Source organism: Onishia taeanensis (assembly GCF_900100755.1).
Classification (GTDB): domain Bacteria; phylum Pseudomonadota; class Gammaproteobacteria; order Pseudomonadales; family Halomonadaceae; genus Onishia; species Onishia taeanensis.
In genome coordinates, this window is sequence record NZ_FNCI01000007.1 from 19,021 (window position 1) to 42,715 (window position 23,695).

23 protein-coding genes are annotated in these 23,695 nt (G+C 65.7%); 17 read left to right on the top strand and 6 right to left on the bottom strand.

The window, feature by feature from the left end; translation table 11 throughout:
* Positions 1–113 precede the first annotated feature (113 nt).
* The 9 genes from ndk to der all read left to right on the top strand — a co-directional run bounded on the left by ndk (position 114) and on the right by der (position 9,420).
* Positions 114–542, top strand: coding sequence for a nucleoside-diphosphate kinase (gene ndk, locus BLR71_RS10365; RefSeq protein ID WP_092525820.1), 429 nt, complete (start codon positions 114–116; stop codon positions 540–542).
* A 63-nt stretch (positions 543–605) separates the two neighbouring features.
* Positions 606–1,736 (top strand): dual-specificity RNA methyltransferase RlmN, encoded by a 1,131-nt coding sequence (gene rlmN / locus BLR71_RS10370; protein ID WP_092525953.1) that lies wholly within the window; start codon positions 606–608, stop codon positions 1,734–1,736.
* 131 nt (positions 1,737–1,867) lie between these two features.
* Positions 1,868–2,632: a type IV pilus biogenesis/stability protein PilW gene (gene pilW / locus BLR71_RS10375; protein ID WP_092525955.1), complete on the top strand. Its 765-nt coding sequence runs from the start codon at positions 1,868–1,870 to the stop codon at positions 2,630–2,632.
* A gap of 30 nt (positions 2,633–2,662) precedes the next feature.
* On the top strand, positions 2,663–3,697 hold the full coding sequence (locus tag BLR71_RS10380; RefSeq protein WP_092525822.1) for a RodZ domain-containing protein: 1,035 nt from the start codon (positions 2,663–2,665) through the stop codon (positions 3,695–3,697).
* Between the two features lie 6 nt (positions 3,698–3,703).
* Complete coding sequence (gene ispG, locus BLR71_RS10385; protein WP_092525824.1) at positions 3,704–4,819, top strand: flavodoxin-dependent (E)-4-hydroxy-3-methylbut-2-enyl-diphosphate synthase; 1,116 nt, start codon at positions 3,704–3,706, stop codon at positions 4,817–4,819.
* A 28-nt stretch (positions 4,820–4,847) separates the two neighbouring features.
* Entirely contained in the window at positions 4,848–6,146 is a 1,299-nt protein-coding gene (gene hisS / locus BLR71_RS10390; protein WP_092525826.1) for a histidine--tRNA ligase, read from the top strand.
* Positions 6,147–6,212: 66 nt separating this feature from the next.
* Positions 6,213–6,872, top strand: coding sequence for a YfgM family protein (locus tag BLR71_RS10395; protein ID WP_092525828.1), 660 nt, complete (start codon positions 6,213–6,215; stop codon positions 6,870–6,872).
* Positions 6,869–8,020 carry an outer membrane protein assembly factor BamB gene (bamB, locus tag BLR71_RS10400; protein WP_092525830.1) on the top strand — a complete coding sequence of 384 codons (1,152 nt, stop codon included), beginning with the start codon at positions 6,869–6,871 and terminating at the stop codon, positions 8,018–8,020. Before BLR71_RS10395 ends, bamB begins: the two co-directional genes overlap by 4 nt.
* Positions 8,017–9,420, top strand: a complete 1,404-nt coding sequence (der, locus tag BLR71_RS10405) for a ribosome biogenesis GTPase Der (protein ID WP_092525832.1) — start codon at positions 8,017–8,019, stop codon at positions 9,418–9,420. The genes bamB and der overlap by 4 nt, the downstream gene beginning before the upstream one ends.
* A 101-nt stretch (positions 9,421–9,521) precedes the next feature.
* Here der and BLR71_RS10410 read toward each other — a convergent pair whose 3' ends face one another.
* Complete coding sequence (locus BLR71_RS10410) at positions 9,522–10,391, bottom strand: ATP-binding protein (protein ID WP_092525834.1); 870 nt, start codon at positions 10,389–10,391, stop codon at positions 9,522–9,524.
* Between the two features lie 121 nt (positions 10,392–10,512).
* Between BLR71_RS10410 and BLR71_RS10415 the strand changes: the two genes are divergently transcribed.
* Together BLR71_RS10415 and BLR71_RS10420 are read left to right on the top strand one after the other, a co-directional pair.
* Positions 10,513–11,313 (top strand): M48 family metallopeptidase, encoded by an 801-nt coding sequence (locus tag BLR71_RS10415; protein ID WP_092525836.1) that lies wholly within the window; start codon positions 10,513–10,515, stop codon positions 11,311–11,313.
* Entirely contained in the window at positions 11,314–11,586 is a 273-nt protein-coding gene (locus tag BLR71_RS10420; RefSeq protein ID WP_340147968.1) for a hypothetical protein, read from the top strand. It abuts the gene before it with no gap.
* Between the two features lie 200 nt (positions 11,587–11,786).
* On the opposite strand, the gene aroE is transcribed toward BLR71_RS10420, so the two are convergent.
* The 5 genes from aroE to BLR71_RS10445 form a co-directional block, all read right to left on the bottom strand.
* The gene (aroE, locus tag BLR71_RS10425; protein ID WP_092525838.1) at positions 11,787–12,623 is read right to left on the bottom strand and encodes a shikimate dehydrogenase; all 837 of its coding nucleotides are present in this window, start codon (positions 12,621–12,623) and stop codon (positions 11,787–11,789) included.
* Positions 12,620–13,588 (bottom strand): oxygen-dependent coproporphyrinogen oxidase, encoded by a 969-nt coding sequence (gene hemF / locus BLR71_RS10430; RefSeq protein WP_092525840.1) that lies wholly within the window; start codon positions 13,586–13,588, stop codon positions 12,620–12,622. Before hemF ends, aroE begins: the two co-directional genes overlap by 4 nt.
* An 80-nt stretch (positions 13,589–13,668) precedes the next feature.
* Positions 13,669–14,238, bottom strand: coding sequence for an L-threonylcarbamoyladenylate synthase type 1 TsaC (tsaC, locus tag BLR71_RS10435; protein WP_092525842.1), 570 nt, complete (start codon positions 14,236–14,238; stop codon positions 13,669–13,671).
* A 138-nt stretch (positions 14,239–14,376) separates the two neighbouring features.
* Positions 14,377–15,504 carry a DNA-processing protein DprA gene (dprA, locus tag BLR71_RS10440; protein WP_092525844.1) on the bottom strand — a complete coding sequence of 376 codons (1,128 nt, stop codon included), beginning with the start codon at positions 15,502–15,504 and terminating at the stop codon, positions 14,377–14,379.
* 63 nt (positions 15,505–15,567) lie between these two features.
* Positions 15,568–16,722, bottom strand: coding sequence for a LysM peptidoglycan-binding domain-containing protein (locus BLR71_RS10445; RefSeq protein WP_245696417.1), 1,155 nt, complete (start codon positions 16,720–16,722; stop codon positions 15,568–15,570).
* Between the two features lie 337 nt (positions 16,723–17,059).
* Here BLR71_RS10445 and def point away from each other — a divergent pair, with 337 nt between their 5' ends.
* The 6 genes from def (at position 17,060) to BLR71_RS10475 (ending at position 23,618) form a co-directional block, all read left to right on the top strand.
* Positions 17,060–17,572: a peptide deformylase gene (gene def / locus BLR71_RS10450; RefSeq protein ID WP_092525846.1), complete on the top strand. Its 513-nt coding sequence runs from the start codon at positions 17,060–17,062 to the stop codon at positions 17,570–17,572.
* 145 nt (positions 17,573–17,717) lie between these two features.
* Positions 17,718–18,707, top strand: a complete 990-nt coding sequence (gene fmt, locus BLR71_RS10455; protein ID WP_092525847.1) for a methionyl-tRNA formyltransferase — start codon at positions 17,718–17,720, stop codon at positions 18,705–18,707.
* Positions 18,704–20,098, top strand: coding sequence for a 16S rRNA (cytosine(967)-C(5))-methyltransferase RsmB (gene rsmB, locus BLR71_RS10460; RefSeq protein WP_092525848.1), 1,395 nt, complete (start codon positions 18,704–18,706; stop codon positions 20,096–20,098). The genes fmt and rsmB overlap by 4 nt, the downstream gene beginning before the upstream one ends.
* A gap of 197 nt (positions 20,099–20,295) precedes the next feature.
* A complete protein-coding gene (locus BLR71_RS10465; RefSeq protein ID WP_092525849.1) occupies positions 20,296–20,499 on the top strand; it encodes a dodecin in 204 nt (67 codons plus the stop codon).
* 194 nt (positions 20,500–20,693) lie between these two features.
* Positions 20,694–22,067, top strand: coding sequence for a Trk system potassium transporter TrkA (trkA, locus tag BLR71_RS10470; RefSeq protein WP_092525850.1), 1,374 nt, complete (start codon positions 20,694–20,696; stop codon positions 22,065–22,067).
* Between the two features lie 102 nt (positions 22,068–22,169).
* Positions 22,170–23,618, top strand: coding sequence for a TrkH family potassium uptake protein (locus BLR71_RS10475; protein WP_092525851.1), 1,449 nt, complete (start codon positions 22,170–22,172; stop codon positions 23,616–23,618).
* Positions 23,619–23,695: the final 77 nt, after the last annotated feature.

A 23,695-nucleotide genomic window follows, 5' to 3' on the forward strand; every position in this document is an offset into this window, starting at 1 on the left:
TCGACGCGCCGTCCGTGGCATGCACCTCTTGTGTCTCGCCTCGGGCGGCGCGACGTCCTCTGAAGTTCCTGAGAAGTTCCTGACGCTTCCAACCCCCTACGGAGACCTGTTTCATGGCTACCGAACGCACGCTGTCCATCATCAAGCCCGATGCCGTTTCAAAGAACGTGATCGGCGAGATCTACACTCGCTTTGAAAAGGCCGGCCTCAAGATCGTCGCTGCCAAGATGATCCACCTCTCCCAGGAGAAGGCCGAAGGCTTCTACGCCGAGCACAAAGAGCGTCCCTTCTTCGGCGCACTGACCGGCTTCATGACCTCCGGTCCGGTAATGGTTCAGGTGCTGGAAGGCGAGAACGCCATCGCCGTGAACCGTGACCTGATGGGTGCCACCAACCCGAAAGAAGCCGAAGCCGGCACCATCCGCGCTGACTTCGCCGAATCCATCGATGCCAACGCCGCCCACGGCTCCGACTCCGCTGAGTCTGCTGAGCGTGAAGTGGCTTACTTCTTCGGCGCCGACGAGATCTGCCCGCGCGGCTGATAGCGTCTCAACGCGGGGGGCGAAGCCTCCCGCGTACCGCCCACCGACCCCGCGATGCCGACCATGACCGCCACGACCGACACCCCGTCCCGCACCAATCTGCTCGGCATGTCCCGAGAGCAGATGGAATCCTTCTTCCTGTCCATCGGCGAGAAGAAGTTTCGCGCTGCCCAGCTGATGAAGTGGATTCATCAGGAAGGCTGTGACGACTTTGCCGCCATGACCAACCTGTCCAAGGCACTGCGCGAACGCCTGGCCGAGGTGGCCGAGATCCGCGGCCCTGGCGTGGTCTATGAAGGCACCTCCAGCGACGGGACCCGCAAGTGGGTGCTCGAAGTCGAGGACGGCAGCTACGTGGAAACCGTGCTGATCCCGGCCGAAAACGGCAAGCGTCGCACCCTGTGCGTGTCCTCCCAGGTGGGCTGCTCGCTGGACTGCAGCTTCTGCTCCACCGGCAAGCAGGGCTTCCAGCGCAACCTTACCGCTGCCGAGATCATCGGTCAGGTATGGGTCGCTCAGCGCAGCGTCGGCCCGCGTCGCGACACCGCCAATCGCCCGGTCACCAATGTGGTGATGATGGGCATGGGCGAGCCGCTGATGAACTACGATGCCGTCGTGCCGGCCATGAAGCTGATGCTCGACGACAACGGCTATGGCCTGTCCAAGCGTCGCGTCACCCTGTCGACTTCCGGCGTCGTGCCGAAGCTCGACCAGCTCGGCGACGAACTCGACGTCAGCCTGGCCATCTCACTGCATGCCGCCACCGACGAGCTGCGCAGTGAACTGGTACCGCTTAACCGCAAGTACAATATTCGCTCTCTGCTCGATGCCTGCCAGCGTTACCTGGCCAAGTGCGACGACACCCGCATCGTCACCATCGAGTACACCCTGATCAAGGACGTCAACGACCAGAAGGAGCACGCCGAGCAGCTGGCCGCCCTTCTCGAGGAGTTGCCGTGCAAGATCAACCTGATTCCGTTCAACCCCTTCCCGCATTCGGGCTACGAGAAGCCGTCGCGCAACCAGACGATGCGCTTCCAGCAGTGGCTCTACGAATTGGGTTACACCGCCCCGGTGCGCAGCACCCGCGGCGATGACATCGATGCGGCCTGCGGCCAGCTGGTCGGCCGGGTCAAGGACCGCACCAAGCGCCACGAGCGCTACATCCAGTCGATCCAGCTCGATGCCGACTGACGGCCCGGGGTGCGCTTGACTTCAACCAGGCAGAACGCTTTGATGGGCAAGCCTTATCGGTCACGACACCACCTCATATGCCGTGGCCGACCGTCACCCGGATCGCTTCCATCATGCCGCAAGAGATGTCCATGACCCTTCGTCATCGTCGACCGGCGTTTGCCGGACGAGGCGCCCTGATAGCCACCCTGCTCTGCACGGTGTGGCTCGGCGGCTGCGCCGCGCCCGCGTCGCAGCCGCGTGATCAGGAAGGCTCGGCCGAGGCCTATACGCGCCTCGGAACGGCCTATCTCGAGCGTAACAACCTGCCGCGCGCCACCCGTGCGCTCAACAACGCACTCGAGGCCGACCCCAACGACGCCGAAGCGCTGCAGGCCATGGCCATGATTTTCCAGCGCCAAGGCGAGGCGACCCTCGCCAGCAAGTACTTCCAGCGGGCGCTGGATGCCGATCCCGATTCGACCCGAGCACGCAACAACTTCGCCGCCTTCCTGTATGCTGAGGGGCGAATCCGCGAAGCCTGCGATCAGTTGGCGATTGCCAGCGAAGATACACAATATGCCAATCGCGCCCAGCTTTTTGCCAACCTGGGCCAGTGCCAGCGCAAACTTGGACATCCGGAACAGGCACGGGAGGCCTTGGAGCGCGCCAAGGTCATCAACCCGCGCATGACCCGAAGTTACCTGCTGCTGGCACAGCTTGACTACGCGCAGGGGGATCTAGCCCGTGCCTGGGACAACATCCAGGCGCACATGCGCCTGGCAGGCATCAACCCGGAGAACCTGGCACTGGCGCGTGACATCGCCAAGGCCAGAGGCGACACCGAGCAGGCCGAGTTTTACGCCCGCCAGCTCGCGTCATCAGGTTCATCGGATGGGTCCCGTGGCACGCCCTGACAACTGATTTTTGATCAAGGATGCTCAGTCATGAGCGACATGCACGACAACGACACCGTCGATACGGCCCGCCAGGCATCCCCAGGTGACATGCTGCGCAACGAGCGCGAGAACCAGGGGCTTTCCGTGGAAGAGGTCGCCACTTCCCTGAACTTGCGCCCCGCCGTCGTCTACGGCCTGGAAAAGGACGACTACGAGCAGGTGCCGGTGGCGGCCTACCGGCGTGGCTATCTGCGCGCCTATGCCCGCCTGCTGGGCATCGATGAGCAGGGTGTGCTGGACGCCTATCGTGACATCAACGGCTCGATTGAAACCGAGCGACGGGTGACGCCTGTCAAACCTGCCAAACAGCCCTCGCGGCTTGGTGCCTGGCTGGTCAAGCTGGTCACCCTGGTCGTGATCGTGGGCCTCGCCGGCCTGACGCTGGTGTGGTGGCAAAGCCGGGAAAGCACCGGCCTGCCGGGCCTTAGCGACAACGAGCCGGTGGCCGTGGATACCCTGGACGGCACCCCCGTGACCGAAGAGCCCGCCGAGGGCGACACCAGCGGCACCGATGCGACCGGCGCGAACTCGGCCGGTAGCGACACCGCCGTCGAGACCGCCATCGACGAGGAAATGCCGCCGCTGCCCGCCGAGGACAGCGAGATGGGCCTAACCGATGACGCCAGCACTACCGATGCCGGCCAATCATCGGCTGCCACCGCTGGCGATCAGCCCACTGGCGGTGATAGCGAACAAAGCGACGTCGCCGCGAACACCGCCGAAAACGCCGCCGAAGACACCGACAACGCTGCCGCCTCGACACAAGCGGACGCCGCCGGCCCCGACGTGCTGGAGCTGAGCTTCAACGAGCAGTCCTGGACCGAAATCTTCGATGCCAACGACGATCGTATCTTCGTTGGCCTGCAATCGGCCGGCAGCAGTGCCCGTGCCGAAGGCGTGCCGCCTTTCCGCCTGACCATCGGCAATGCCAGCGGCGTCGAGCTGCGCTATCAGGGCAAGCCCGTCGACCTGGACGAGTATGCCGGCAGCAACAACGTCGCCCGCTTCAGCCTAGGAGAATGATTCCGCATGCACGCGCAGTCTCCCATCGTTAGACGCCGCTCACGTCAGATTCATGTTGGCAACGTCCCCGTGGGCGGCGATGCGCCGATCTCGGTGCAAAGCATGACCAACACCGACACCCTGGACGTGGCCGCGACCGTCGGCCAGATCCGGGCGCTCGAGGCCGCCGGCGCCGATATCGTGCGCGTCAGCGTGCCGGACATGGACGCCGCCGAGGCCTTTGGGCGCATCAAGCGCGAGGTGAATGTGCCGCTGGTGGCGGATATTCACTTCGACTACAAGATCGCCCTGCGCGTCGCCGAACTTGGCGTCGACTGCCTGCGCATCAACCCCGGCAACATCGGCCGCGAGGACCGGGTCCGCGCCGTGGTCAGCGCCGCTCGCGACAACGGCATCCCGATTCGCATCGGCGTCAACGCAGGCTCCCTGGAAAAGGACCTGCAGAAGAAATATGGCGAGCCCACGCCGGCGGCGCTGGTCGAGTCGGCGATGCGTCATATCGATCACCTCGACCGCCTCGACTTCCAGGAGTACAAGGTCAGCGTCAAGGCCTCGGATGTCTTCATGGCCGTGGCCGCCTATCGTGACCTGGCAAGCCGCATCGAGCAGCCGCTGCACCTGGGCATCACCGAGGCCGGCGGCCTGCGTTCGGGCACGGTGAAGTCCTCGATTGGCCTGGGCATGCTATTGATGGACGGCATCGGCGACACCATCCGCGTGTCGCTGGCCGCCGATCCGGTCGAAGAGATCAAGGTCGGCTTCGACATGCTCAAGAGCCTCAAGCTGCGCGCCAAGGGCATCAACTTTATCGCCTGCCCCAGCTGCTCGCGGCAGAACTTCGACGTCATCGGCACCATGAATGCCCTCGAGGAGCGCCTCGAGGACGTCATGACCCCGCTGGATGTCTCGGTGATCGGCTGCGTGGTCAACGGCCCCGGCGAAGCCAAGGAAACCGATGTCGGCCTGACCGGCGGCTCGCCGGCCAACCTCGTCTATCTCGACGGCAAGCCGGCCAGCAAGCTGCGCAACGATCATCTGATCGACGACCTCGAAGCGCTGATCCGTGAACGGGTTCGCCTCAAGGAGCAGGCCGAGCAGGACGTTATCGCCCGGGACGCCTGATCCCGACGACCCCCTCAAGGAGCAAGCATTGAGTAAGAAGATCCAGGCCATCCGTGGCATGAACGACCTGCTGCCGGACCAGTCGCCCCTTTGGCAGTACTTCGAGGGCCAGGTTCGTGCGCTGATGGGCCGCTACGGCTATGACGAGATCCGCACTCCGGTGGTCGAACAGACCGCGCTGTTCAAACGCTCGATCGGCGAAGTCACCGACATCGTCGAGAAAGAGATGTACACCTTCGAGGACCGCAACGGCGACAGCCTGACGCTGCGTCCCGAGGGCACGGCGAGCTGCGTGCGCGCGGCCATGCAGCAGGGCCTTCTGCACAACCAGACCCAGCGCCTGTGGTATCAGGGCCCGATGTTCCGTCACGAGCGCCCCCAGAAGGGCCGCTACCGGCAGTTCCACCAGGTCGGCATCGAGACCTACGGCCTGGAAGGCCCGGACATCGACGCCGAGGTCATTCTGCTGTCGGCGCGGCTGTGGAAGCAGCTCGGCCTCGACAAGCACGTCACCCTGGAGCTGAACTCGCTGGGCTCCATCGATGCCCGCGCCGCCTACCGCGATCTGCTGGTGGCCTACTTCGAGCAGCACCTCGACGCGCTCGACGAGGACTCCCAGCGCCGCCTGGCCAGCAACCCGATGCGCATCCTGGATTCCAAGAATCCGGCGATGGCCGACGTCATCGAGGGCGCGCCCAAGCTGATGGATCACCTCGACGAGGAATCCCGCAGCCACTTCGAAGAGCTGACCGCGATTCTCGATGCCGCCGGTATCGATTACGTGATCAACCCGCGGCTGGTGCGCGGCCTCGACTACTATTCGCGCACCGTCTTCGAGTGGACCACCACCGCGCTCGGTAGCCAGGGCACGGTCTGTGCCGGCGGCCGCTACGACGGCCTGGTCGAACAGCTGGGCGGCAAGCCGACCCCCGCGGTCGGCTTCGCCATGGGCGTCGAGCGGCTGATCCTGCTACTCGAGACCCTCGAGCTGGTCCCCGACGAGGCCCGCCCGCCGCTGGATGCCTATGTGCTGGGTATGGACGCCGCAGCCACCCGCAGCGCCCTGCTGCTCGGCGAGGAACTGCGCGGCGCGCTGCCTGGCCTGCGCGCCCAGGTCCACTGCGGCGGCGGCAGCTTCAAGAGCCAGATCAAGAAAGCCGACAAGAGCGGCGCCCGACTGGCGCTATTGATCGGCGAAGAAGAACTCGCCGAAAATGCCGTGACCGTCAAGTTCCTGCGCGAAGACCGGGAGCAGCAGCGCCTGTCCCGCGACACGCTCGCCGAGGTCCTGCCGGCGCTGGTCGACCGGCCGCTGGGCCACGCCTGATCATCCATGATGCCCACCCCCGCACCGGCTGCCGGTGCGGGGGTCACTGACGCAAGGAGACCGCCCGTGGCGGAGCTGAACACCGAAGAAGAACAGCTAGAGGCCATCAAGCGCTGGTGGAAGGAAAACGGAACCTCGCTGATTGCCGGCGTGGTGATCGCCGCCGCCGGGATCTTCGGCTGGAAGGCCTGGGAAAGCTATCAGGCCAACCAGGCCGAAGCCGCGTCCGTGCGCTACCAGCAGCTGCTGACCCTGGCCAGCCAGCCGACGCTCGAAGACGCTGCCCTGACCCAGGCCCGCGAGCAGATCACGGCGCTCAACGACGAGCACGGCGGCAGCCTCTACGCCGACCTTGCCACCCTGATCGAAGCACGCCTGGCGGTGTCCGACGGTGACCTGACCGGCGCCCGTGACGCCCTGTCCCAGCTGATCGAATCGAGCGATCGTGCCTATCTCAAGGACCTGGCGCGGCTGCGTCTGGCGCGCTTGCAGCTGGCCGATGACGATGCCGACGCCGCCCTTGCCAGCCTCGACGCCATCGACAGCCAGGCCCTCAGCGCCCAGCGCATGGACCTGCGTGGCGACGCCCAACTGGCGCTCGGCAACCGCGAGGATGCCCGCGAGGCCTATCGCGAAGCCCTGGCCACCGCCGAAGCCAGCGGTCAGCCGCTGTTCGGTACCCAGCTCAAGCTCGACAATCTCGGTGCAGAGGAAGCCACGCTATGAAATCGACTCTGGTGATCGCGCTGGCGTCACTTAGCCTGCTCGCCGGCTGTGCCGGTCAGGTGGAACCCGAGACGCCGCCCAAGGAGCTGACCAACTTCTCCGAGAGCGTGACCCTCGACGGCCTCTGGTCGGTGCAGGTCGGCGACGGCCTCGGCGAGGCACGCTATCCGATCAGCCCGTCCCTGGACGGTGACACCCTGTTCGCCGCCGACGCCGAAGGCGAGCTGATGGCCATCAACGCCGAGAGCGGCGAGCGGCGCTGGACGGTGGAGCTGGATAACCCGGTGTCCAGCGGCCTGACCGCCGTGGCCGACCGGCTCTACCTGGGCACGCGCAACGGCGAAGTGCTGGCCATCGACCAGGCCGACGGCAAGGTGCTCTGGCGCTCGCGTACACCCAGCGAAGTGCTGGCCGCGCCCCAGCCCAACCAGCAGCTGCTGGTAGCACAGAGCGTCGACGGCAGCGTCACGGCGTTCGAGCGCGACAGCGGCGCCGAGCTATGGGTCTATACCACCAGCGACCCCGCCTTGACTCTGCGTGGCACCGGCACGCCCAGAGTCATCGAGCCGGTCACCTTCGCCGGCTTCGCCAACGGCCGCGTCGCCACCATCGACAACCGCAGCGGTCAGGCACTCTGGGAGCAGCGTATCGCCGTGCCCAAGGGCCGCAGCGAAGTGGATCGCCTGATCGACCTCGACGGCGAACCGCTGCTGACCCGCGATGGCCGCCTCTATCTGACCAGCTATCACGGCCGCCTGGTGGCCATGGAAGCCCAGAGCGGCGAGACCCTGTGGGAGCGCGAGATTTCGAGCTACCTGTCACCGCTGCTAGTCGGCGATACCCTTTACGTCATCGACGACGCCAGCCACGTGCTGGCACTGGACGCCCTGTCCGGCCAAATCAAATGGCGCAGCAATGTCCTCGAAGGCCGCCAACTGACGGCGCCTGCCTTTGCCGACGGCAAGCTGGTCCTCGGCGACTTCGAAGGCTATGTGCACCTGCTCGATGCCACCGACGGCCAACTGGCCGGTCGCGAGCACATCGATAGCTCGGGCATCAGCCTGCGCCCCCTCACTGACGGTCGCCGCATCCATGCGCTGGCCAACGACGGGCGCCTAGAGGCGCTGGAGATCCGCGAACTACCATGAATCCTGTCATCGCCCTGGTCGGCCGACCCAATGTCGGCAAGTCCACGCTCTTCAACCGCCTGACCCGCTCGCGGGACGCCCTGGTGGCCGACTTCCCGGGCCTTACCCGTGACCGCAAATACGGCAACGGGGCGCTCGGCGACAAGACCTACACGGTGATCGATACCGGCGGCATCAGCGGCGACGAGCAAGGCATCGACGCCGCCATGGCCGAACAGTCGCTGCTGGCCATCGACGAGGCCGACATCGTGCTGTTCATGGTCGACGGTCGCGCCGGCCTGAACGTCGCCGACGAGGCCATCGCCAACCACCTGCGCGTCAATCAGAAGAAGACCTGGCTGGTGGTCAACAAGACCGACGGCCTGGATGAAGACACGGCCTCGGGTGACTTCTGGGGGCTGGGCATCGGCGATCCGCGCCCGATCGCCGCCGCCCATGGCCGCAACGTCACCGCACTGATCGAGGAAGTGCTTGCGCCCTTCCCCGAGCGCGAGGCCAACGCCGCGCCGCCGGATCTCAGCAATGGGGTACGCATCGGCGTGATCGGCCGGCCCAACGTCGGCAAGTCGACCCTGGTCAATCGCCTGCTGGGCGAAGAGCGGGTCGTGGTCTTCGATGAAGCGGGCACGACCCGCGACGCCATCGAGATTCCCTTCGAGCGTCGCGGCAAGCCCTATGTGCTGGTCGACACCGCCGGGGTTCGCCGGCGCAAGAACGTCACCCAGATCGCCGAGAAGTTCTCGATCATCAAGACGCTGGACGCCATCAAGGAATGCCATGTCGCCATCATGGTACTGGATGCGCGCTCTGGCCTGGTCGAGCAGGACCTGCACCTGCTGGACTACGTGCTGACGTCCGGCCGTGCCCTGGTGCTGGCGGTCAACAAGTGGGACGGCCTGGAGGCCGAGGCCAAGGAGAAGATGCGCGCTCAGATCAAGCGCCGCCTGGGCTTCGCCGACTACGCCGAGATGCACTTCATTTCGGCGCTGCACGGCACCGCGGTGGGCGATCTGTATCCGTCCATCGACCGCGCCTTTGCCTCCGCCAACAGCCACTGGTCGACCAATCGCCTGACCAACATCCTGCAGGATGCGGTCACCGAGCATCAGCCGCCGCTGGTTCATGGCCGCCGGATCAAGCTGCGCATGGCCCACCAGGGCGGCAGCAATCCGCCGATCATCGTCGTGCACGGCAACCAGACCGAGTCGCTGCCGGAAGCCTACAAACGCTTCCTGACCAACACCTTCCGCAAGGTGCTCAAGGTGCGTGGCACACCGATCCGCTTCGAGTTCCGCTCCGGCAAGAACCCGTATGACAACATGGCCGGCGCCGGCGACCGCGAGAAGGCCAAGAAGCGCGAGCTGGGCCGGACCAAGGAAGCCCGCAAGAACCGCCGCTAGGCAGCCATTCATGCCTGGCGCATCAAACAGCCCCCGTCGGACTCGCTCCGGCGGGGGCTGTGGTTTTCAAGGCGAGTGGCTAGCGTTACTGACAGGCTCGCTCAGGTGTCGGCCTTGAGGCGCCGGTTACCGACCCACTGGCAGGCAAACTGCCAGGCGATGCGCCCGCTGCGGCCACCACGCAGGGTAGCGAAGCGCACTGCCTCGGCGCGGGCCTCGGGCGACCAGTCCTCGGCGGCGCCGAGATGGGCGATCCAGTGCTGGCAGGTCTCCAGGTAGGCGTCCTGGCTGAAGGGATGGAAGGCCAGCCAAAGGCCGAAGCGATCGGATAGCGAGATTTTCTCCTCGACGGCATCGCCGTGATGCAGCTCATCGTTCACCACCCGGGTCTCCTGATTGTCGCTCATCGATTCCGGCAGCAGATGGCGGCGGTTGGAGGTGGCATAGAGCAGCACATTGTCGGGCGGGCCGGTGATGGCACCGTCGAGCACGCTCTTCAGCGCCTTGTAGGCATCGTCGTTGCCCTCGAAGGACAGGTCGTCGCAATACACCACGAAACGATGCGGCTCGTTGCGCAGCTGGGCCACCAGGCTCGGCAGGCCCGCCAGGTCGTGGCGGTCGACCTGTACCAGACGCAGCCCTTCGGGGGCCAGGCCATTGAGCAGGGCCCTCACCAGCGACGACTTGCCACTGCCTCGGGCGCCCCACAGCAGGGCATGGTTGGCGGGATAGCCGCGCAAAAAGGCGCGGGTATTGTCGACCAGCGCCCGCTTCTGTCGCTCGATACCCAGCAAGTCATCGAGGCTAAGCGCGTCCCGAGGCGGAACCGGCACCAGTTGACCACCCAGGGCATGGCGCTGCCACAGGGCCGCCATGTCATGCTGCCAGTCGATCTCGGCCGAGGCGGGCGGCAGCCACGGCTCCACCCGTTCCATCATCTCAAGTAGCCGCCGGGCCAGAGCGTCCTCCATGCAGTCTCTCCTTGGTTGCAGACGTCGCGGTTTTACCGCGCAAACGATCGGAGTATCTTGTGGCAAACGACGATATGCCGTCCAGCGAACCTTCCGCTGCCGGCCCTAGGAGGAAATCAGAATGCGTTGGATACAAGGAATGGCCGTGGGTGCATTGAGTCTGGCCCTGGCGGCCTGTTCGAGCTCCCCCACCGGACGACAACAGCTGACGCTGGTGTCCGACCAGCAGCTCAATCAGATGGGCGCACAAACCTTCGAGCAGTACCAGCAGAAGCTGCCGACGGTGGGCGGCGCCACCCTGAACTACGTGCAGTGCGTATCGAATGCCATCGTCGCCGAACTGCCCTCTTCGGACCTGGCGCCGAACTGGGAGGTCAAGGTCTTCGATGATCCCTCGGCCAACGCCTTCGCCCTGCCCGGCGGCTATATCGGCGTGAACACCGGCCTGCTCGATATCGCCAGCAACCAGGATCAGCTGGCCGCGGTGATCGGCCACGAGGTCTCTCACGTGCTGGCGCGCCACGCCAACGAACGCGTGTCGACCCAGCAGGCCACCCAGCTCGGCCTATCGGTGATCCAGAGCGCCGCCGGCATCCAGGGGCCCCAGGGAGACGCCATCATGGGCGCTCTCGGCGCAGGGGCTCAGTACGGTATCATGCTGCCCTTCTCGCGCAGTCACGAAAGCGAAGCGGATAAGCTGGGTATTCAGCTGATGGCCGATGCCGGCTTCGATCCTCGTGCCAGCGTGACCCTGTGGGAGAAGATGAGCCAGGCAGGCGGCAGCCAGCCACCGGTATGGATGTCCACGCACCCAAGCAACAACCAGCGCATCGAGGGCCTCGAGGCCAGCATGAACGAGGCCCTGCCCCGCTTTGAACAAGCACGCCGCGCCGGCAAGACGCCCAACTGCAGCCGCTCCTAGATGACGCGCCGGCTGCTGCTGCGCATAGGCCTGATCCTGCTGATCCTGCCGGTCTTCGTCCTGCTCGGGCTCTACTTTCTGGAACTCGGCGACGTGCGTGACTGTGTGCTCGACGGCGGCCATTGGGACTATCTGGACGGGGTCTGTCGCGACACGCCTCAGCCCTTCGTGCCCTGGGTCGTCCGTGCACCCTGGCTGGTGAACGGCAGTCTTGCGCTGTCGATGCTGGGGCTTGGCCTGACCATGGCGGGGCTATATAGCAAAAAACGCTGAAGGCTCTGTATCAAGAAACGCTGAGGGCTCTCATCACAAAACGCTGAAGGCTCTGCACTACAAAACGCTGAAGGCTCTACATTAGCTGAGGGCTCTACATTAGCTGAGGGCTCTACATCAAAAAGCCCGCCGATCCGATGATCGGCGGGCTTTTGCTTGGTGGGCAGAGCTCACCTGACGAGAGCGAGTGGCGATGGCGCCTAGGCGTTATCGGTAAGCGCCTGGCGCAGCATCTCCCGCACCGGCGCGGTATCGGGACGGCGCTGACGCCACTGATAGAAGGACTCGGCGGCCTGCTCGACGAGCATGCCCAGTCCATCTACCGGACGTGCGCCGCGCTCGGATGCCCAGACAAGAAACACCGTCGGTTTGGCGCCATACATCATGTCGTAGGCGGTGGCACCGGGGGCGAACAGGTCATCGGGAAGCGGCGGCAGGTCGCCGCCAAGGCTCGCGCTGGTGCCATTGACCACTACATCGAAGGGTCCTGTCACGGCGTCGAAGCCTCCGCCATGCAGTCGAGTCTGGCCGTCATTCAGTGCGGCAAAGTCGGTGGCCAGGCCAGCCGCCTTCTCGGCCGTGCGGTTGGCGATCATCACCTCGGCGGGGCCTTCGGCCAGCAGCGGCTCGATCACCCCGCGCACCGCGCCGCCGGCGCCCAGCACCAGCACCCGCGCTCCGGCCAGGATGACGCCGTGGTACTGAAGATCCCGCACCAGGCCAATGCCGTCGGTGGTGTCACCGAAGGTGCGGCCATCCTTGCCAAGCACCAGGGTATTCACCGCCCCGGCGCGCCGGGCCCGGGGGCTAAGCTCCTCGCAGAGCCGAAAGGCGTCTTCCTTGAAGGGCACGGTAACGTTGGCGCCGCGACCGCCCGCCGCCACGAACTCCCGCCAGGCGCCGGCGAAGTCATCTTTGGGGGCCTCGATGGCGGTATAGGTCATGGTGTCGGCGCTTTGGGCGGCAAATGCCGTGTGGATCTGCGGCGACTTGGAATGGCCAATAGGATGGCCGAACACGCAGTAGCGATCGCTCATGCCTCGCCCTCCCCGGTCTGCTCGGCTTTCTCAGCTTGCTCGGTTTCCCCAGCTTCGGCGAGCCAGTCACGGGGCCGCAGATAATCCTGATAGAGCACGTCTTCGGGACTGCCCGGTTCCGGCGTCCAACCGTAGTGCCAATGCACCACCGGCGGCATCGACATCAGAATCGATTCGGTGCGCCCGCCGCTCTGCAGGCCAAACAGGGTGCCTCGGTCCCAGACCAGATTGAACTCCACGTAGCGGCCGCGCCGGTAGAGCTGGAAGTTGCGCTCCTGCTCGCCATAGTCCTCTTCGCGGCGGCGCTTGACGATCGGCAGGTAGGCGTCGAGAAAGCTGTCGCCTACCGATCGCTGGAAGGCGAAGCAGTCATCGAAGCCGCCCTCGTTGAGGTCATCGAAGAAGAGCCCACCCACGCCGCGGGTCTCATCGCGATGCTTCAAGTAGAAGTATTCATCGCACCAGGTCTTGTAGCGGGTATAGACACCCTCACCGAAGGGCGCGCAGGCGTCCCTGGCGACCCGATGCCAGTGCACCACGTCCTCGAACACCGGATAGAAGGGCGTCAGGTCGTAGCCGCCGCCGAACCACCAGACCGGGGGCTCGCCCTCTTTCTCGGCGATGAAGAAGCGCACATTGCCGTGGCTGGTCGGCACATGCGGGTTGGTCGGGTGCAGCACCCAGGACACGCCAACCGCGTGGAAGCTGCGACCGGCAAGCTCGGGGCGGGCCGCGCTGGCAGAAGGAGGCAGTTCGGCGCCATACACATGGGAGAAATTGACGCCTCCCTTCTCGAACACCGCGCCGTTCTCGATCACCCGTGAACGGCCGCCGCCACCGGAGGGGCGGTCCCAGGCATCTTCACGAAAATCGGCGGCACCGTCCTCGGCGGACAGCCCAGCGCAGAGGCGATCCTGCAGGTCGAGCAGGTAAGTCTTGACGGCATCGAGATGGGCGTGTGCCACACGGCCTCCATTCACAGCTTGAAAGTGGGGATAAGGGTCACCGCGGCAGCGCTCGAACCTCGTGCGTCGCCGCCGGGCTTTCAGTCTCGCAGCACGCGACCGCTGACCAGGTCGCGGATGGTGCTCGGCCGCGGGTGCTCGCCAAGCGGGCCATCGAGAATCGCCGCGAGGCCATCGCCGAGGGTCTCGCGCACCGTTTCGGCGCTAAGCGCTGGCGGCTCACCGGCGCGGTTGGCCGAGGTCGAGACGATGGGGCCGCCATAGGCCTCGCAGAGTCTGGCCACCAGCGGATGATCGCTGACCCGCACAGCCACGCTCTGGTGGCAGCCGCGCAGCAGGCAATGCGAACGACCATTGTCCGGCACCAGCCAGGTGTTGGGGCCGGGCCAGCTTGACACCAGGGGGCCATGCAGCTCGGCGGGCAGGCCTTCGAGCCAGGGGGCAAGCTGTGAGATGTGGCCGGCGATCAGAATCAGTCCCTTGGCCGGATCGCGCTCCTTCAGGCGCAGCAGCGCCGTCAACGCCCGCTCGTTGTCGGGATCACAGCCAAGGCCCCAGACCGCTTCGGTCGGGTAGGCAATCACGCCACCGGCGTCCAGGGCATCCACTGCGGCCTTGAGGGCGGGGTCGAGAGCGGGAGTGTCGGTCATCGGCGATCCTATTTCTCGTAAGAACGGGGTCTCGAAGGAGCTGGGCATCGAAAGTACTGAATATCGAAAGTACTGGGTAGCGGGAGCCACTGGGACAAAGTTTAACATGGGCGCCCCGCCCAAGGGGGCGCTCCGCGCTTAGAGAAGACGTCCGGAGAGGCGAACCCAGCCGCCCACGGCCTGGGTGACCAAGCCCTCGATTTCAAGCTCCAGCAGCCGCCGCTGACAGTGGCCGACATCCTTGCCGGTAAACTCGACCAGCACATCCAGCGGCGTGGGCCGCTCACTCAATAGCTCGAGCAGCGGGTCCTGGGCAGCCGCATCGCTGCTCGCCGTCGTAGGCGTCATCTGGCTGGCCTTAGCAGCGGCATCCACCGAGCCGCGAGCCGATGTCCCATCCCAGGCGGGCAGCTCTGCCAGGATATCCTCGATACCGGTTACCAGGGTCGCGCCCTGACGAATCAGCCCCAGGCAGCCCCGGGCCTGGGGATTGTGGATCGAGCCTGGCAGGGCAAAGACCTCGCGGTTCTGCTCCATGGCAAGTCGGGCGCTGACCAGCGAGCCGCTTTTTTCGGCGGCCTCGACCACCAGCACCCCGAGCGACAAGCCGGTGACGATGCGATTGCGGCGGGGAAAGAACGCCGGACGGGCCCGCGTTCCCGGCGGGTGTTCCGATAGCAGCAAGCCGCCCTCGCCCTGCAGCCGGCGGTGCAGCCCTTCATGGCGCGGCGGGTAGACCACATCGACGCCACAGCCCAGCACCGCCACGCTCGCGCCGCCGGCATCCAGGGCCGCTCGTTGGGCGGAACCGTCGATGCCCAGCGCCATGCCGCTGACGATGGTATAACCCTGGCCCGCCAGGTCGCGGCCAAAGGCAGCGGCGCTATCGAAACCATCGCGGGTGGGCCGGCGGGAGCCGACAATGGCCAGTGCCGGTGGCGTCAGGGCCGCAAGGTCGCCGCTGGCCCACAGCACGACGGGGGGATCGGGCAGTTCGTCGAGCAATGGCGGCCAATACGAGTGGCCGGGGTGCAGAAAGGCATGATGGGGGGAAGCGGCAAGCCAGCTATCCAGGGCTTCGATGGCAGGCGCCAGCGGGCTGCGGTCGGGATGGTCGAGCCACAGCCTGAGCGCAGTGGCAGCGGGTTTCGGCAGCAGCGCCAACCAGCCATCGGGCCAGTCGGGTGCGCGCTCGCGCAGAGCCTGAATGCGCCGAGGCCCAAGCCCCGGCAGCAGCGATAGCACTAGCCAATCCTTGGCCGTCATCACGCATCCTCTTGATTGAGAGCTAATGACTGATTGAAGAGCTAATGACTTGGCGGTATCAGCTCACCTCGATGAATACAGGTCCATCGAATCGGGGGTGTGCACGCGGTCCCCGACCTCGAGAGTGCGATTGGCTTCCATGACCAGGCCGTAGCTGACCCGGTCGTAGCTGCGAAAGACCATCACCAGGCCGGCATCGACGCCCGGCAGGCGTACCGGCTCTCCGATTCGGGGATCGCTGACCAGCTCGCCCTGCTGCTGGATGGTCAGCACATTGCCGGGCCGGACACCATCCTGGGTGCCGGCATCCAGCGCCACGACATGCAGCCGGCCAATGAAGCGAACGCCACCCGGCACGGCCAGAATGCGCCCCTCGACCGCCCGTTCAGGCGGGCGAGGGTGGAATTCGCCGGTCAACTCGAGCTGCTCGAGCGGCATCACCAGGTCGCCGTCGCGCACCTCCTGGCGGGAGCTGAGCAGCGCAAACTGGTTGAACTCGCCCTCACGACGGGACAGGCGGCCTTCGCCGATGCTGATCAACTCCTGGCCGAGAAAGGCGCCCTGGGCATCGCGATAGACCTCGCCGGGCCGATAAATGCCGTAGCGAGCATCGCGCCTCAGGTCGCCGCGCACGAACACGCTATCGCCGGCACCGCTGATCAGCCGCTTGTCGCCGCTGGCGACCACATAGGGCTGCTCGTTCAGATTGACCGAGGCATCGACGATGCGATGCCGCGTCAGAAAGTTCTCGACCACTTCGAGGGGGAGCGGCGGGATGGCCTCACGCCGCGGGATGCGCTTTATCTCGGGTGACAGCCTGACCACGTTCTGGCCGCGTTCGAGCCCCAGGCAAGGGCGGCCGTCACAGTCGCGAATGACGATCACATCACCCGGATAGATCAGGTGCGGGTTGGCGATCTGCGGATTGACCCGCCAGACCTGAGGCCACTGCCAGGGGTGGTTCAAGAAGCGCCCGGAAATGTCCCAGAGGGTATCGCCGCGAACCACGGTGTAGCGCTGGGGGGCATCGTCGCGCAGCATTCGTTCTTGAGCATGCGCAAGGCCCGCCGCGAGCAGCCCCAAGACCAGCACCACCACGACCCCCGACCATCGGGCGGCGGCAAGCGGCTTAACATCTGGGTCATCGCCACGCCCCATGCCGATGGCATTGCCCAGTCCCTCGAGGATTCGTCTGGACTGCCGCCGTGCTTGCGTCATTTCCTGCTCCCTCACCCTCGGCGCGCGGCCAGGCATCTGGTTAAAAGTCGTTGCCGCCATCAGTGTATCCCTGGCGCTGCGCCTCGGCCACGCCCAACGGCGCGCCACAGCACAGTCGAAAACCCTAGCGTACCCAGCATACACACCCGGCGTCCGTGAACGGGCTTCGTGCACTCAGTGAGGCGGCCAGCGAAGCACCTATCATAGAGTTGCCACTGGGCTGCCACATAGTTGCGTACTATCGTGACCATAAGATGGATAGCGGTTCCGTTCGCCGGGTCCGGCCACTACAATACGATTAATATCTCAGAATTTTACCCACGGTGATTTCAACGTCATGGCCAAGTTACCCATCCTCGAGTTCCCGGACGAGCGCCTGCGCACTCAGGCGGTGGCGGTAGACGCCGTCGATGACGACATCCGTCAACTGGTCGACGACATGCTGGAGACCATGTACGACGCCCAAGGCATCGGTCTGGCGGCAAGCCAGGTCGACGTGCACAAGCGGGTGATCGTGATGGACGTCAGCGAGAACCGTAACGCCCCCTTGGTGCTGATCAACCCCGAGTACACGCCGATCGGCGATGAGCGCGAGCCAATGCAGGAAGGTTGCCTGTCGATCCCCGAGTACTATGCCGAGGTGCCGCGTGCACTGCGCGTCCACCTGAAGGCGACCGATCGCGACGGCAACCCCTACGAGCTCGAAGCCGACGGTTTGCTGGCTCACTGCATTCAGCACGAATACGACCACCTGGAAGGTCGACTGTTCGTCGATTACCTGTCACCGCTCAAGCGTGACCGGGTAATGAAGAAAATGCAGAAGCGCCACCGTCAGATGCAGCCCGCCTGAGCGCCAGCCCTTACGGACGCAGGCCAGGTTCTGGCCTGCAGAAGGCCGGCCCCGTCACCCTGACGCGGCCGGCCTTCGTCGTTGTCGGCGGCGGTACGCTATGCTGTCGCCCACTCTGATCGTTTTTGACCCAGCAAGGCCTTTCATGACCCGACCCCTGCGTGTGATCTTCGCCGGCACTCCCGATTTCGCCGCGGCAAGCCTCGATGCTCTGCTCTCAAGCGAGCATCAGGTGGTGGCCGTCTATACCCAGCCCGACCGCCCCGCCGGGCGCGGCCGCAAGCTGACCCCGAGCCCCGTCAAGGCGCGAGCGCTGGAACACGGCCTGCCGGTCTACCAGCCCGCCTCGCTCAAAGACGCCGATGCCCAGGCCGAACTGGCCGCCATCGACGCCGACATCATGGTGGTGGTGGCCTACGGGCTGCTGCTGCCTCAGGCGGTGCTCGACATCCCGCCGATGGGCTGTCTGAACATCCATGCCTCGCTGCTGCCGCGCTGGCGGGGTGCCGCCCCGATCCAGCGCGCCATCGAGGCCGGTGATTCGCAAAGCGGCGTGACCATCATGCAGATGGATGCCGGGCTGGATACCGGCGCCATGCTGCTCGAGCGGCGCCTGCCGCTGGATGCCAGCATCACCGGCGGCGACCTGCATGACCGGCTGGCGGCACTCGGCGGCGAAGCGATCGTCACGGCGCTGGATGCCCTCGCCGGCCCCGGCCTGACCGCCACGCCACAGCCGCAAGACGGCGTGACCTACGCTGCCAAGCTCTCCAAGGCCGAAGGTGAGGTCGATTTCACCGCACCGGCAGCGGCGCTGGCCGCCAAGGTACGCGCCTTCAACCCCTGGCCAGTGGCCTGGACGCGGCTCGCCGGCGAGCCGCTCCGGCTGTGGCTGGCCGAGCCCGGTCAGACGCAAGCCGATGACCCTGACGCCGCCCCCGGCACCCTCTTACCCGCTGCTGCCGACGCCCTGCGCGTGGCTTGCGGGGCAAACGGCAAGGAAGTGCTGAGGGTCACCCGCGCCCAGTTACCCGGCGGCAAGCCGCTGGCCGCTCGTGACCTGCTCAACGCTCGCGGCGAGCGTTTCGCGACGGGCACTCAGCTTGGTGGCAATAACCAGGAGACCTCTTCATGAGTCAGGCCAAGGACAAACGCCGCCAGAATGCCAACGGTGGCAAGCGCCGCCCCGGCAAGGGCCAGCGACAGGCATCCGCAGACGCCCAGGGCGGCCAGGGGCTGCGCGCCGAAGCGGCTCGCGCGCTGGTGCCGATCCTCAATGCCAAGGGATCACTTGCCGGTCTCGACGACAGCCGTGTGGCGCCCCGCGACCGGGCGCTGCTGCGCGAGATCTGCTATGGCGTCTGCCGCACCCTGCCTCGCCTCGAGGCGCTGGCCGGCGTGCTGTTGAGAAGTCCCTTCAAGGCGCGCGACACCGATATCCAGGCGCTGCTGCTGGTGGGCATCTATCAGCTCCTCTACCTCCGTATCCCGGCCCACGCCGCCGTCGGCGAAACCGCCGGCGCCGCCCGCCTGCTCAACAAGGCCTGGGCGACCCGCGTACTCAATGGCTGCCTGCGCCGGCTGCAGCGCGAGGCCAGCGAAATGCAGGCCAAGGTCGACCGTGACCCGGCGGTCGCCTTGCTGCATCCGGTCTGGTGGCTCAAGGCGCTGCGCCAGGCGTGGCCGAACGACTGGCGCGAGATCGCCATCGCCAACAACCAGCCAGGGCCGATGACGCTGCGGGTCAACCGGCGCCGTTCCAGCCAGGAAGCCTACCTGGAGCGCCTGCGCGAAGCCGATATCGACGCCCGGCCCTGCCAGCATGCCCCGGATGGCCTGACCCTAGAAGCGCCCTGCGACGTCAGCGCGCTGCCCGGTTTCGCCGAGGGCGAAGTGAGCGTTCAGGACGAGGCCGCCCAGCTCGCCGTGGAGCTGCTCGGCCCAGCCCTGGCGCCTCGTCCGGGGGCTCGGGTACTGGACGCCTGCTGTGCGCCCGGCGGCAAGACCGCTCACCTGCTCGAAGCCTTCGATATCTCGCTGCGCGCCCTGGACAGCAGCGCCGAGCGCCTGCAGCGCGTCGAGGCCACCCTGGAGCGCCTCGGTCTTTCAGCCCAGGTCAGCGCCGCCGATGCCAGCGAGCAGGACTGGTGGGACGGCGTCCCCTTTGACGCCATTCTGCTCGATGCCCCCTGCTCCGGCAGCGGCGTGATCCGCCGTCACCCCGACATCAAGCAGCTGCGCCGGCCTGAGGATATCGGCCAACTGGCCGCCCTGCAGGCCAAGCTGCTCGACAACCTGTGGCAGACCCTGGCCCCCGGCGGCACCCTGGTATACGCCACCTGCTCGGTGCTACCCGAGGAGAATGCCGAGCAGATCGCGGCCTTCCTCGCGCGCACGCCGGATGCCGTGGCCAGCACGCCAGAGGACCTGGCCTGGGGACGCGTCGCAGGCGCCGGACGTCAGTTGCTGCCGCGCGAGCACGGCCACGACGGCTTCTTCTATGCGCGGCTGACCCGCCAGGCGTAGGCCGCGACACGGGCCGGGCATGGATCGAGCACAGATAGAGACGGGCACCGCTGAACCAGCGCCCGGCAAGGCCGAAGGGAGGAGACAGCGCTCAGGCGCTCCTGCCTTCGGCTTGCGGACGGGCCCGCCTTGATGCCTATACTGGCGACAGAGCCTCGGCGTCAGCCGGGGCCTTTTCCACGGCAAAGGAGTGACCCATGTCCCACGTCTACAAGCATATCGAGCTGACTGGTTCATCCACCGTAAGCATCGAAGATGCGGTGAACCAGGCCCTCGAACGCGCCAGCCAAAGCGTGCACGGCATGCGCTGGCTCGAAGTGGTCGATACCCGCGGCCATATCGAAGACGGCCGTGTCGCCCACTGGCAGGTCACCGTCAAGGTCGGCTTCACGCTCGAATAAGCCGCCCGACACCCCGAGTCGATGGCGAATAGACCACTGTGCCGCCGCCGGAGCAGTTCTGACCCGGCGGCGGCAAGCCGCTCACCGAGGTCTCTTTGCCTCACCCTGTCGCCCGCCCGGCGAGTGGTTTATGCTAGCCACCGCCTGCCGACGCCCCTCCCAGGCCGTCGGCCCATTAGCCTGCGGACATTTTCATGAAGATCATCATTCTAGGTGCAGGCCAGGTCGGCGGTACCCTGGCCGAACATCTGGCCCATGAAGAAAACGATATTACCGTGGTCGATACCGACGGCGAGCGCCTGCGCGAGCTGCATAGCCGTCTGGATATTCGCACGGTATCGGGCGCTGCCTCTTATCCGATGGTGCTGCGCCAAGCGGGCTGTGAAGACGCCGACATGCTGATCGCCGTGACCAATTCGGACGAAGTCAACATGATCGCCTGTCAGGTGGCGCACACCCTGTTTCGCACCCCGACCAAGATCGCGCGGGTGCGGGCAACGGCCTATCTGACACGCAAGGGCCTGTTCGCCCACGATGCCGTGCCCATCGACGTGCTGATCAGCCCCGAGCAGGTCGTCACCGACCATATCCGCCGGCTGATCGACTACCCCGGCGCCCTGCAGGTGCTGGAGTTTGCCAACGGCATCGTGCAGCTGGTCGCGGTCAAGGCGTTCTACGGCGGCCCGCTGGTCGGCCAGGAGATCGGCTTTTTGCGTCGCCACATGCCCAAGGTGGATACCCGGGTGGCGGCCATCTATCGCCGCAATCGCCCGATCATTCCGCGCGGCGACACCGTCATCGAAGCCGATGACGAGGTGTTCTTCATTGCCGCCCGCCGCGACATCCGCTCGGTGATGAGTGAGCTGCGCCGGCTGGACCGTGACTTCCGCCGGGTGGTGATCGCCGGGGGCGGCCATATCGGCGAGCGTCTGGCCGAAACCCTGGAGCACAGTCATCAGGTCAAGATCATCGAGCATAGCCTCGAGCGCTGCACGACCCTGTCCGAGCGTCTCGATCGCACCGTGGTGCTGCACGGCAGCGCCACCAGCAAGCGGCTGCTGCTAGAAGAAAACATCGAGGACTGCGATATCTTCTGCGCGCTGACCAACGACGATGAGGTCAATATCATGTCGTCGATGCTGGCCAAGCGGCTAGGCGCCAAGAAGGTACTGACCCTGATCAACAACGCCGCCTATGTCGATTTGGTGCAGGGCGGCGAGATCGATATCGCCATCTCGCCCCAGCAGGCCACCATTGGCGGCCTGCTGACCCACGTGCGCCGTGGCGATATCGTCAACGTCCACTCGCTGCGCCGGGGGGCCGCCGAGGCCATCGAGGCCATCGCCCACGGCGACGCCCATTCTTCGAAGGTGGTGGGCAAGACCATCGACCATATCGACCTGCCAAGCGGCACCACCATTGGCGCCATCGTGCGCGGCAAGGAAGTGCTGATCGCCCACGACGACGTGGTCGTGGAATCCGGCGACCACGTGATCCTGTTCGTGATCGACAAGCGCCGCATTCGTGACGTGGAGCGTTTGTTCCAGGTCGGCCTGACCTTCTTCTGATAGGGATGGCCCCGTGCAAGCCACCGCCAGCTCGCTGCCAATGACTCGCTACCCATGACTCGCTGCCAATGACTCGCCACCCATGACAAGGACGGTCACGCCATGAGCCTGCGCATGATCCTGCGCATTCTAGGGCTGCTGCTGATGCTCTTCAGCCTGACCCTGCTACCCCCGATCCTGATCTCGCTGCTCTACGCCGACGGCGTCTGGAGCAGCTTTGTCATCGCCATGGTCATCACCGTGGCCACCGGTGCGCTGCTGTACTGGCCCAACCGCAACGCCCGCAAGGAGCTGCGCACCCGCGACGGCTTCTTGATCGCGGCGCTGTTCTGGACCGTACTCGGCCTCTTCGGTGCGCTTCCGCTGATGCTGGACGGCGCTCAGGCGCTCTCGCCGACCGATGCGGTCTTCGAGTCATTCTCGGGGCTGACGACCACCGGCGCCACCGTGATCACCGGCATCGACTTTCTGCCCGAGGGCATCCGCTACTATCGCCAGCAGCTGCAGTGGCTCGGCGGCATGGGGATCGTGGTCCTGGCGGTCGCCATTCTGCCGACGTTGGGCATCGGCGGCATGCAGCTTTACCGCACCGAGATTCCGGGGCCGCTGAAGGACTCCAAGCTGACCCCCCGCATCACCGAGACCGCCAAGGCACTCTGGTACATCTACGCCACCCTGACCCTGACCTGCTTTGCCGCCTATTGGCTGGCTGGCATGAACTGGTTCGATGCCCTGGGCCACAGTTTTTCCACGGTGGCGATAGGCGGCTTCTCGACGTATGACACCAGCATCGGCCATTTCGATAGCGCCTTGATCGAGATGATCTGCATCCTGTTCATGATCGTCTCGGCAATGAGCTATAGCCTGCACTTCGCCGCCTGGCGCGAAAAGCGCCTGAGCCAGTACCTGGCCGACCCCGAGGCCCGCTTCCTGCTGTTGTTCCTGCTGGCCCTGTCCGTAATTACGGTACTCTCGCTGTGGCTGACCGGTACTTACACCGACATCCTCGGCCTACGCCACGGTATCTTCGAGGCCGTCTCGATCGCCACCACTGCAGGCTTCGGCGTCGCCGACTTCTCCGTCTGGCCAGGCGCCCTGCCCTTTTTGCTGTTCGTCGCCGCCTTCGTCGGCGGCTGCAGTGGCTCCACCGGGGGCGGCATCAAGGTCATCCGCATCATCCTGATCCTGAAACAGGGCATGCGTGAGGTCTTAAGGCTGATCCACCCCAATGCGGTGATCGCGGTAAAGATCGGCAAGGTCAGTGTCCCGGACAGCATCGCCCAGGCCGTATGGGGCTTCTTCTCGGTCTATGTGCTGCTGTTCTTCTTGATGCTGATCGGCGTGATGGCCACCGGTCTCGATCAGATCACGGCCTGGTCCGCGGTGGCGGCCACCATCAACAACCTGGGCCCTGGGCTGGGTGAGGTGGCAAGCCACTACGGCGACATGCCGGACGCCGCCAAATGGATTCTGGTGGTAGCGATGCTGCTCGGCCGCCTGGAAATCTTCACCGTGCTGGTGCTCTTCACACCGGCCTTCTGGCGCCGCTAGCTGGGCCGACCGCCCTGCGGGGTGGGTTTGGCCTGGCCGCCGGCATCGTGGATAATCTTCTCTCCTAACCGTCTAGC

Coding starts and splice junctions, on each gene's coding strand:
- ndk (WP_092525820.1), top strand. CDS start 114: ATGGCTACCGAACGCACGCTGTCCATCATCAAGCCCGATGCCGTTTCA.
- rlmN (WP_092525953.1), top strand. CDS start 606: ATGACCGCCACGACCGACACCCCGTCCCGCACCAATCTGCTCGGCATG.
- pilW (WP_092525955.1), top strand. CDS start 1,868: ATGACCCTTCGTCATCGTCGACCGGCGTTTGCCGGACGAGGCGCCCTG.
- BLR71_RS10380 (WP_092525822.1), top strand. CDS start 2,663: ATGAGCGACATGCACGACAACGACACCGTCGATACGGCCCGCCAGGCA.
- ispG (WP_092525824.1), top strand. CDS start 3,704: ATGCACGCGCAGTCTCCCATCGTTAGACGCCGCTCACGTCAGATTCAT.
- bamB (WP_092525830.1), top strand. CDS start 6,869: ATGAAATCGACTCTGGTGATCGCGCTGGCGTCACTTAGCCTGCTCGCC.
- der (WP_092525832.1), top strand. CDS start 8,017: ATGAATCCTGTCATCGCCCTGGTCGGCCGACCCAATGTCGGCAAGTCC.
- BLR71_RS10410 (WP_092525834.1), bottom strand. CDS start 10,391: ATGGAGGACGCTCTGGCCCGGCGGCTACTTGAGATGATGGAACGGGTG.
- BLR71_RS10415 (WP_092525836.1), top strand. CDS start 10,513: ATGCGTTGGATACAAGGAATGGCCGTGGGTGCATTGAGTCTGGCCCTG.
- BLR71_RS10420 (WP_340147968.1), top strand. CDS start 11,314: ATGACGCGCCGGCTGCTGCTGCGCATAGGCCTGATCCTGCTGATCCTG.
- aroE (WP_092525838.1), bottom strand. CDS start 12,623: ATGAGCGATCGCTACTGCGTGTTCGGCCATCCTATTGGCCATTCCAAG.
- tsaC (WP_092525842.1), bottom strand. CDS start 14,238: ATGACCGACACTCCCGCTCTCGACCCCGCCCTCAAGGCCGCAGTGGAT.
- dprA (WP_092525844.1), bottom strand. CDS start 15,504: ATGACGGCCAAGGATTGGCTAGTGCTATCGCTGCTGCCGGGGCTTGGG.
- BLR71_RS10445 (WP_245696417.1), bottom strand. CDS start 16,722: ATGACGCAAGCACGGCGGCAGTCCAGACGAATCCTCGAGGGACTGGGC.
- def (WP_092525846.1), top strand. CDS start 17,060: ATGGCCAAGTTACCCATCCTCGAGTTCCCGGACGAGCGCCTGCGCACT.
- fmt (WP_092525847.1), top strand. CDS start 17,718: ATGACCCGACCCCTGCGTGTGATCTTCGCCGGCACTCCCGATTTCGCC.
- rsmB (WP_092525848.1), top strand. CDS start 18,704: ATGAGTCAGGCCAAGGACAAACGCCGCCAGAATGCCAACGGTGGCAAG.
- BLR71_RS10465 (WP_092525849.1), top strand. CDS start 20,296: ATGTCCCACGTCTACAAGCATATCGAGCTGACTGGTTCATCCACCGTA.
- trkA (WP_092525850.1), top strand. CDS start 20,694: ATGAAGATCATCATTCTAGGTGCAGGCCAGGTCGGCGGTACCCTGGCC.
- BLR71_RS10475 (WP_092525851.1), top strand. CDS start 22,170: ATGAGCCTGCGCATGATCCTGCGCATTCTAGGGCTGCTGCTGATGCTC.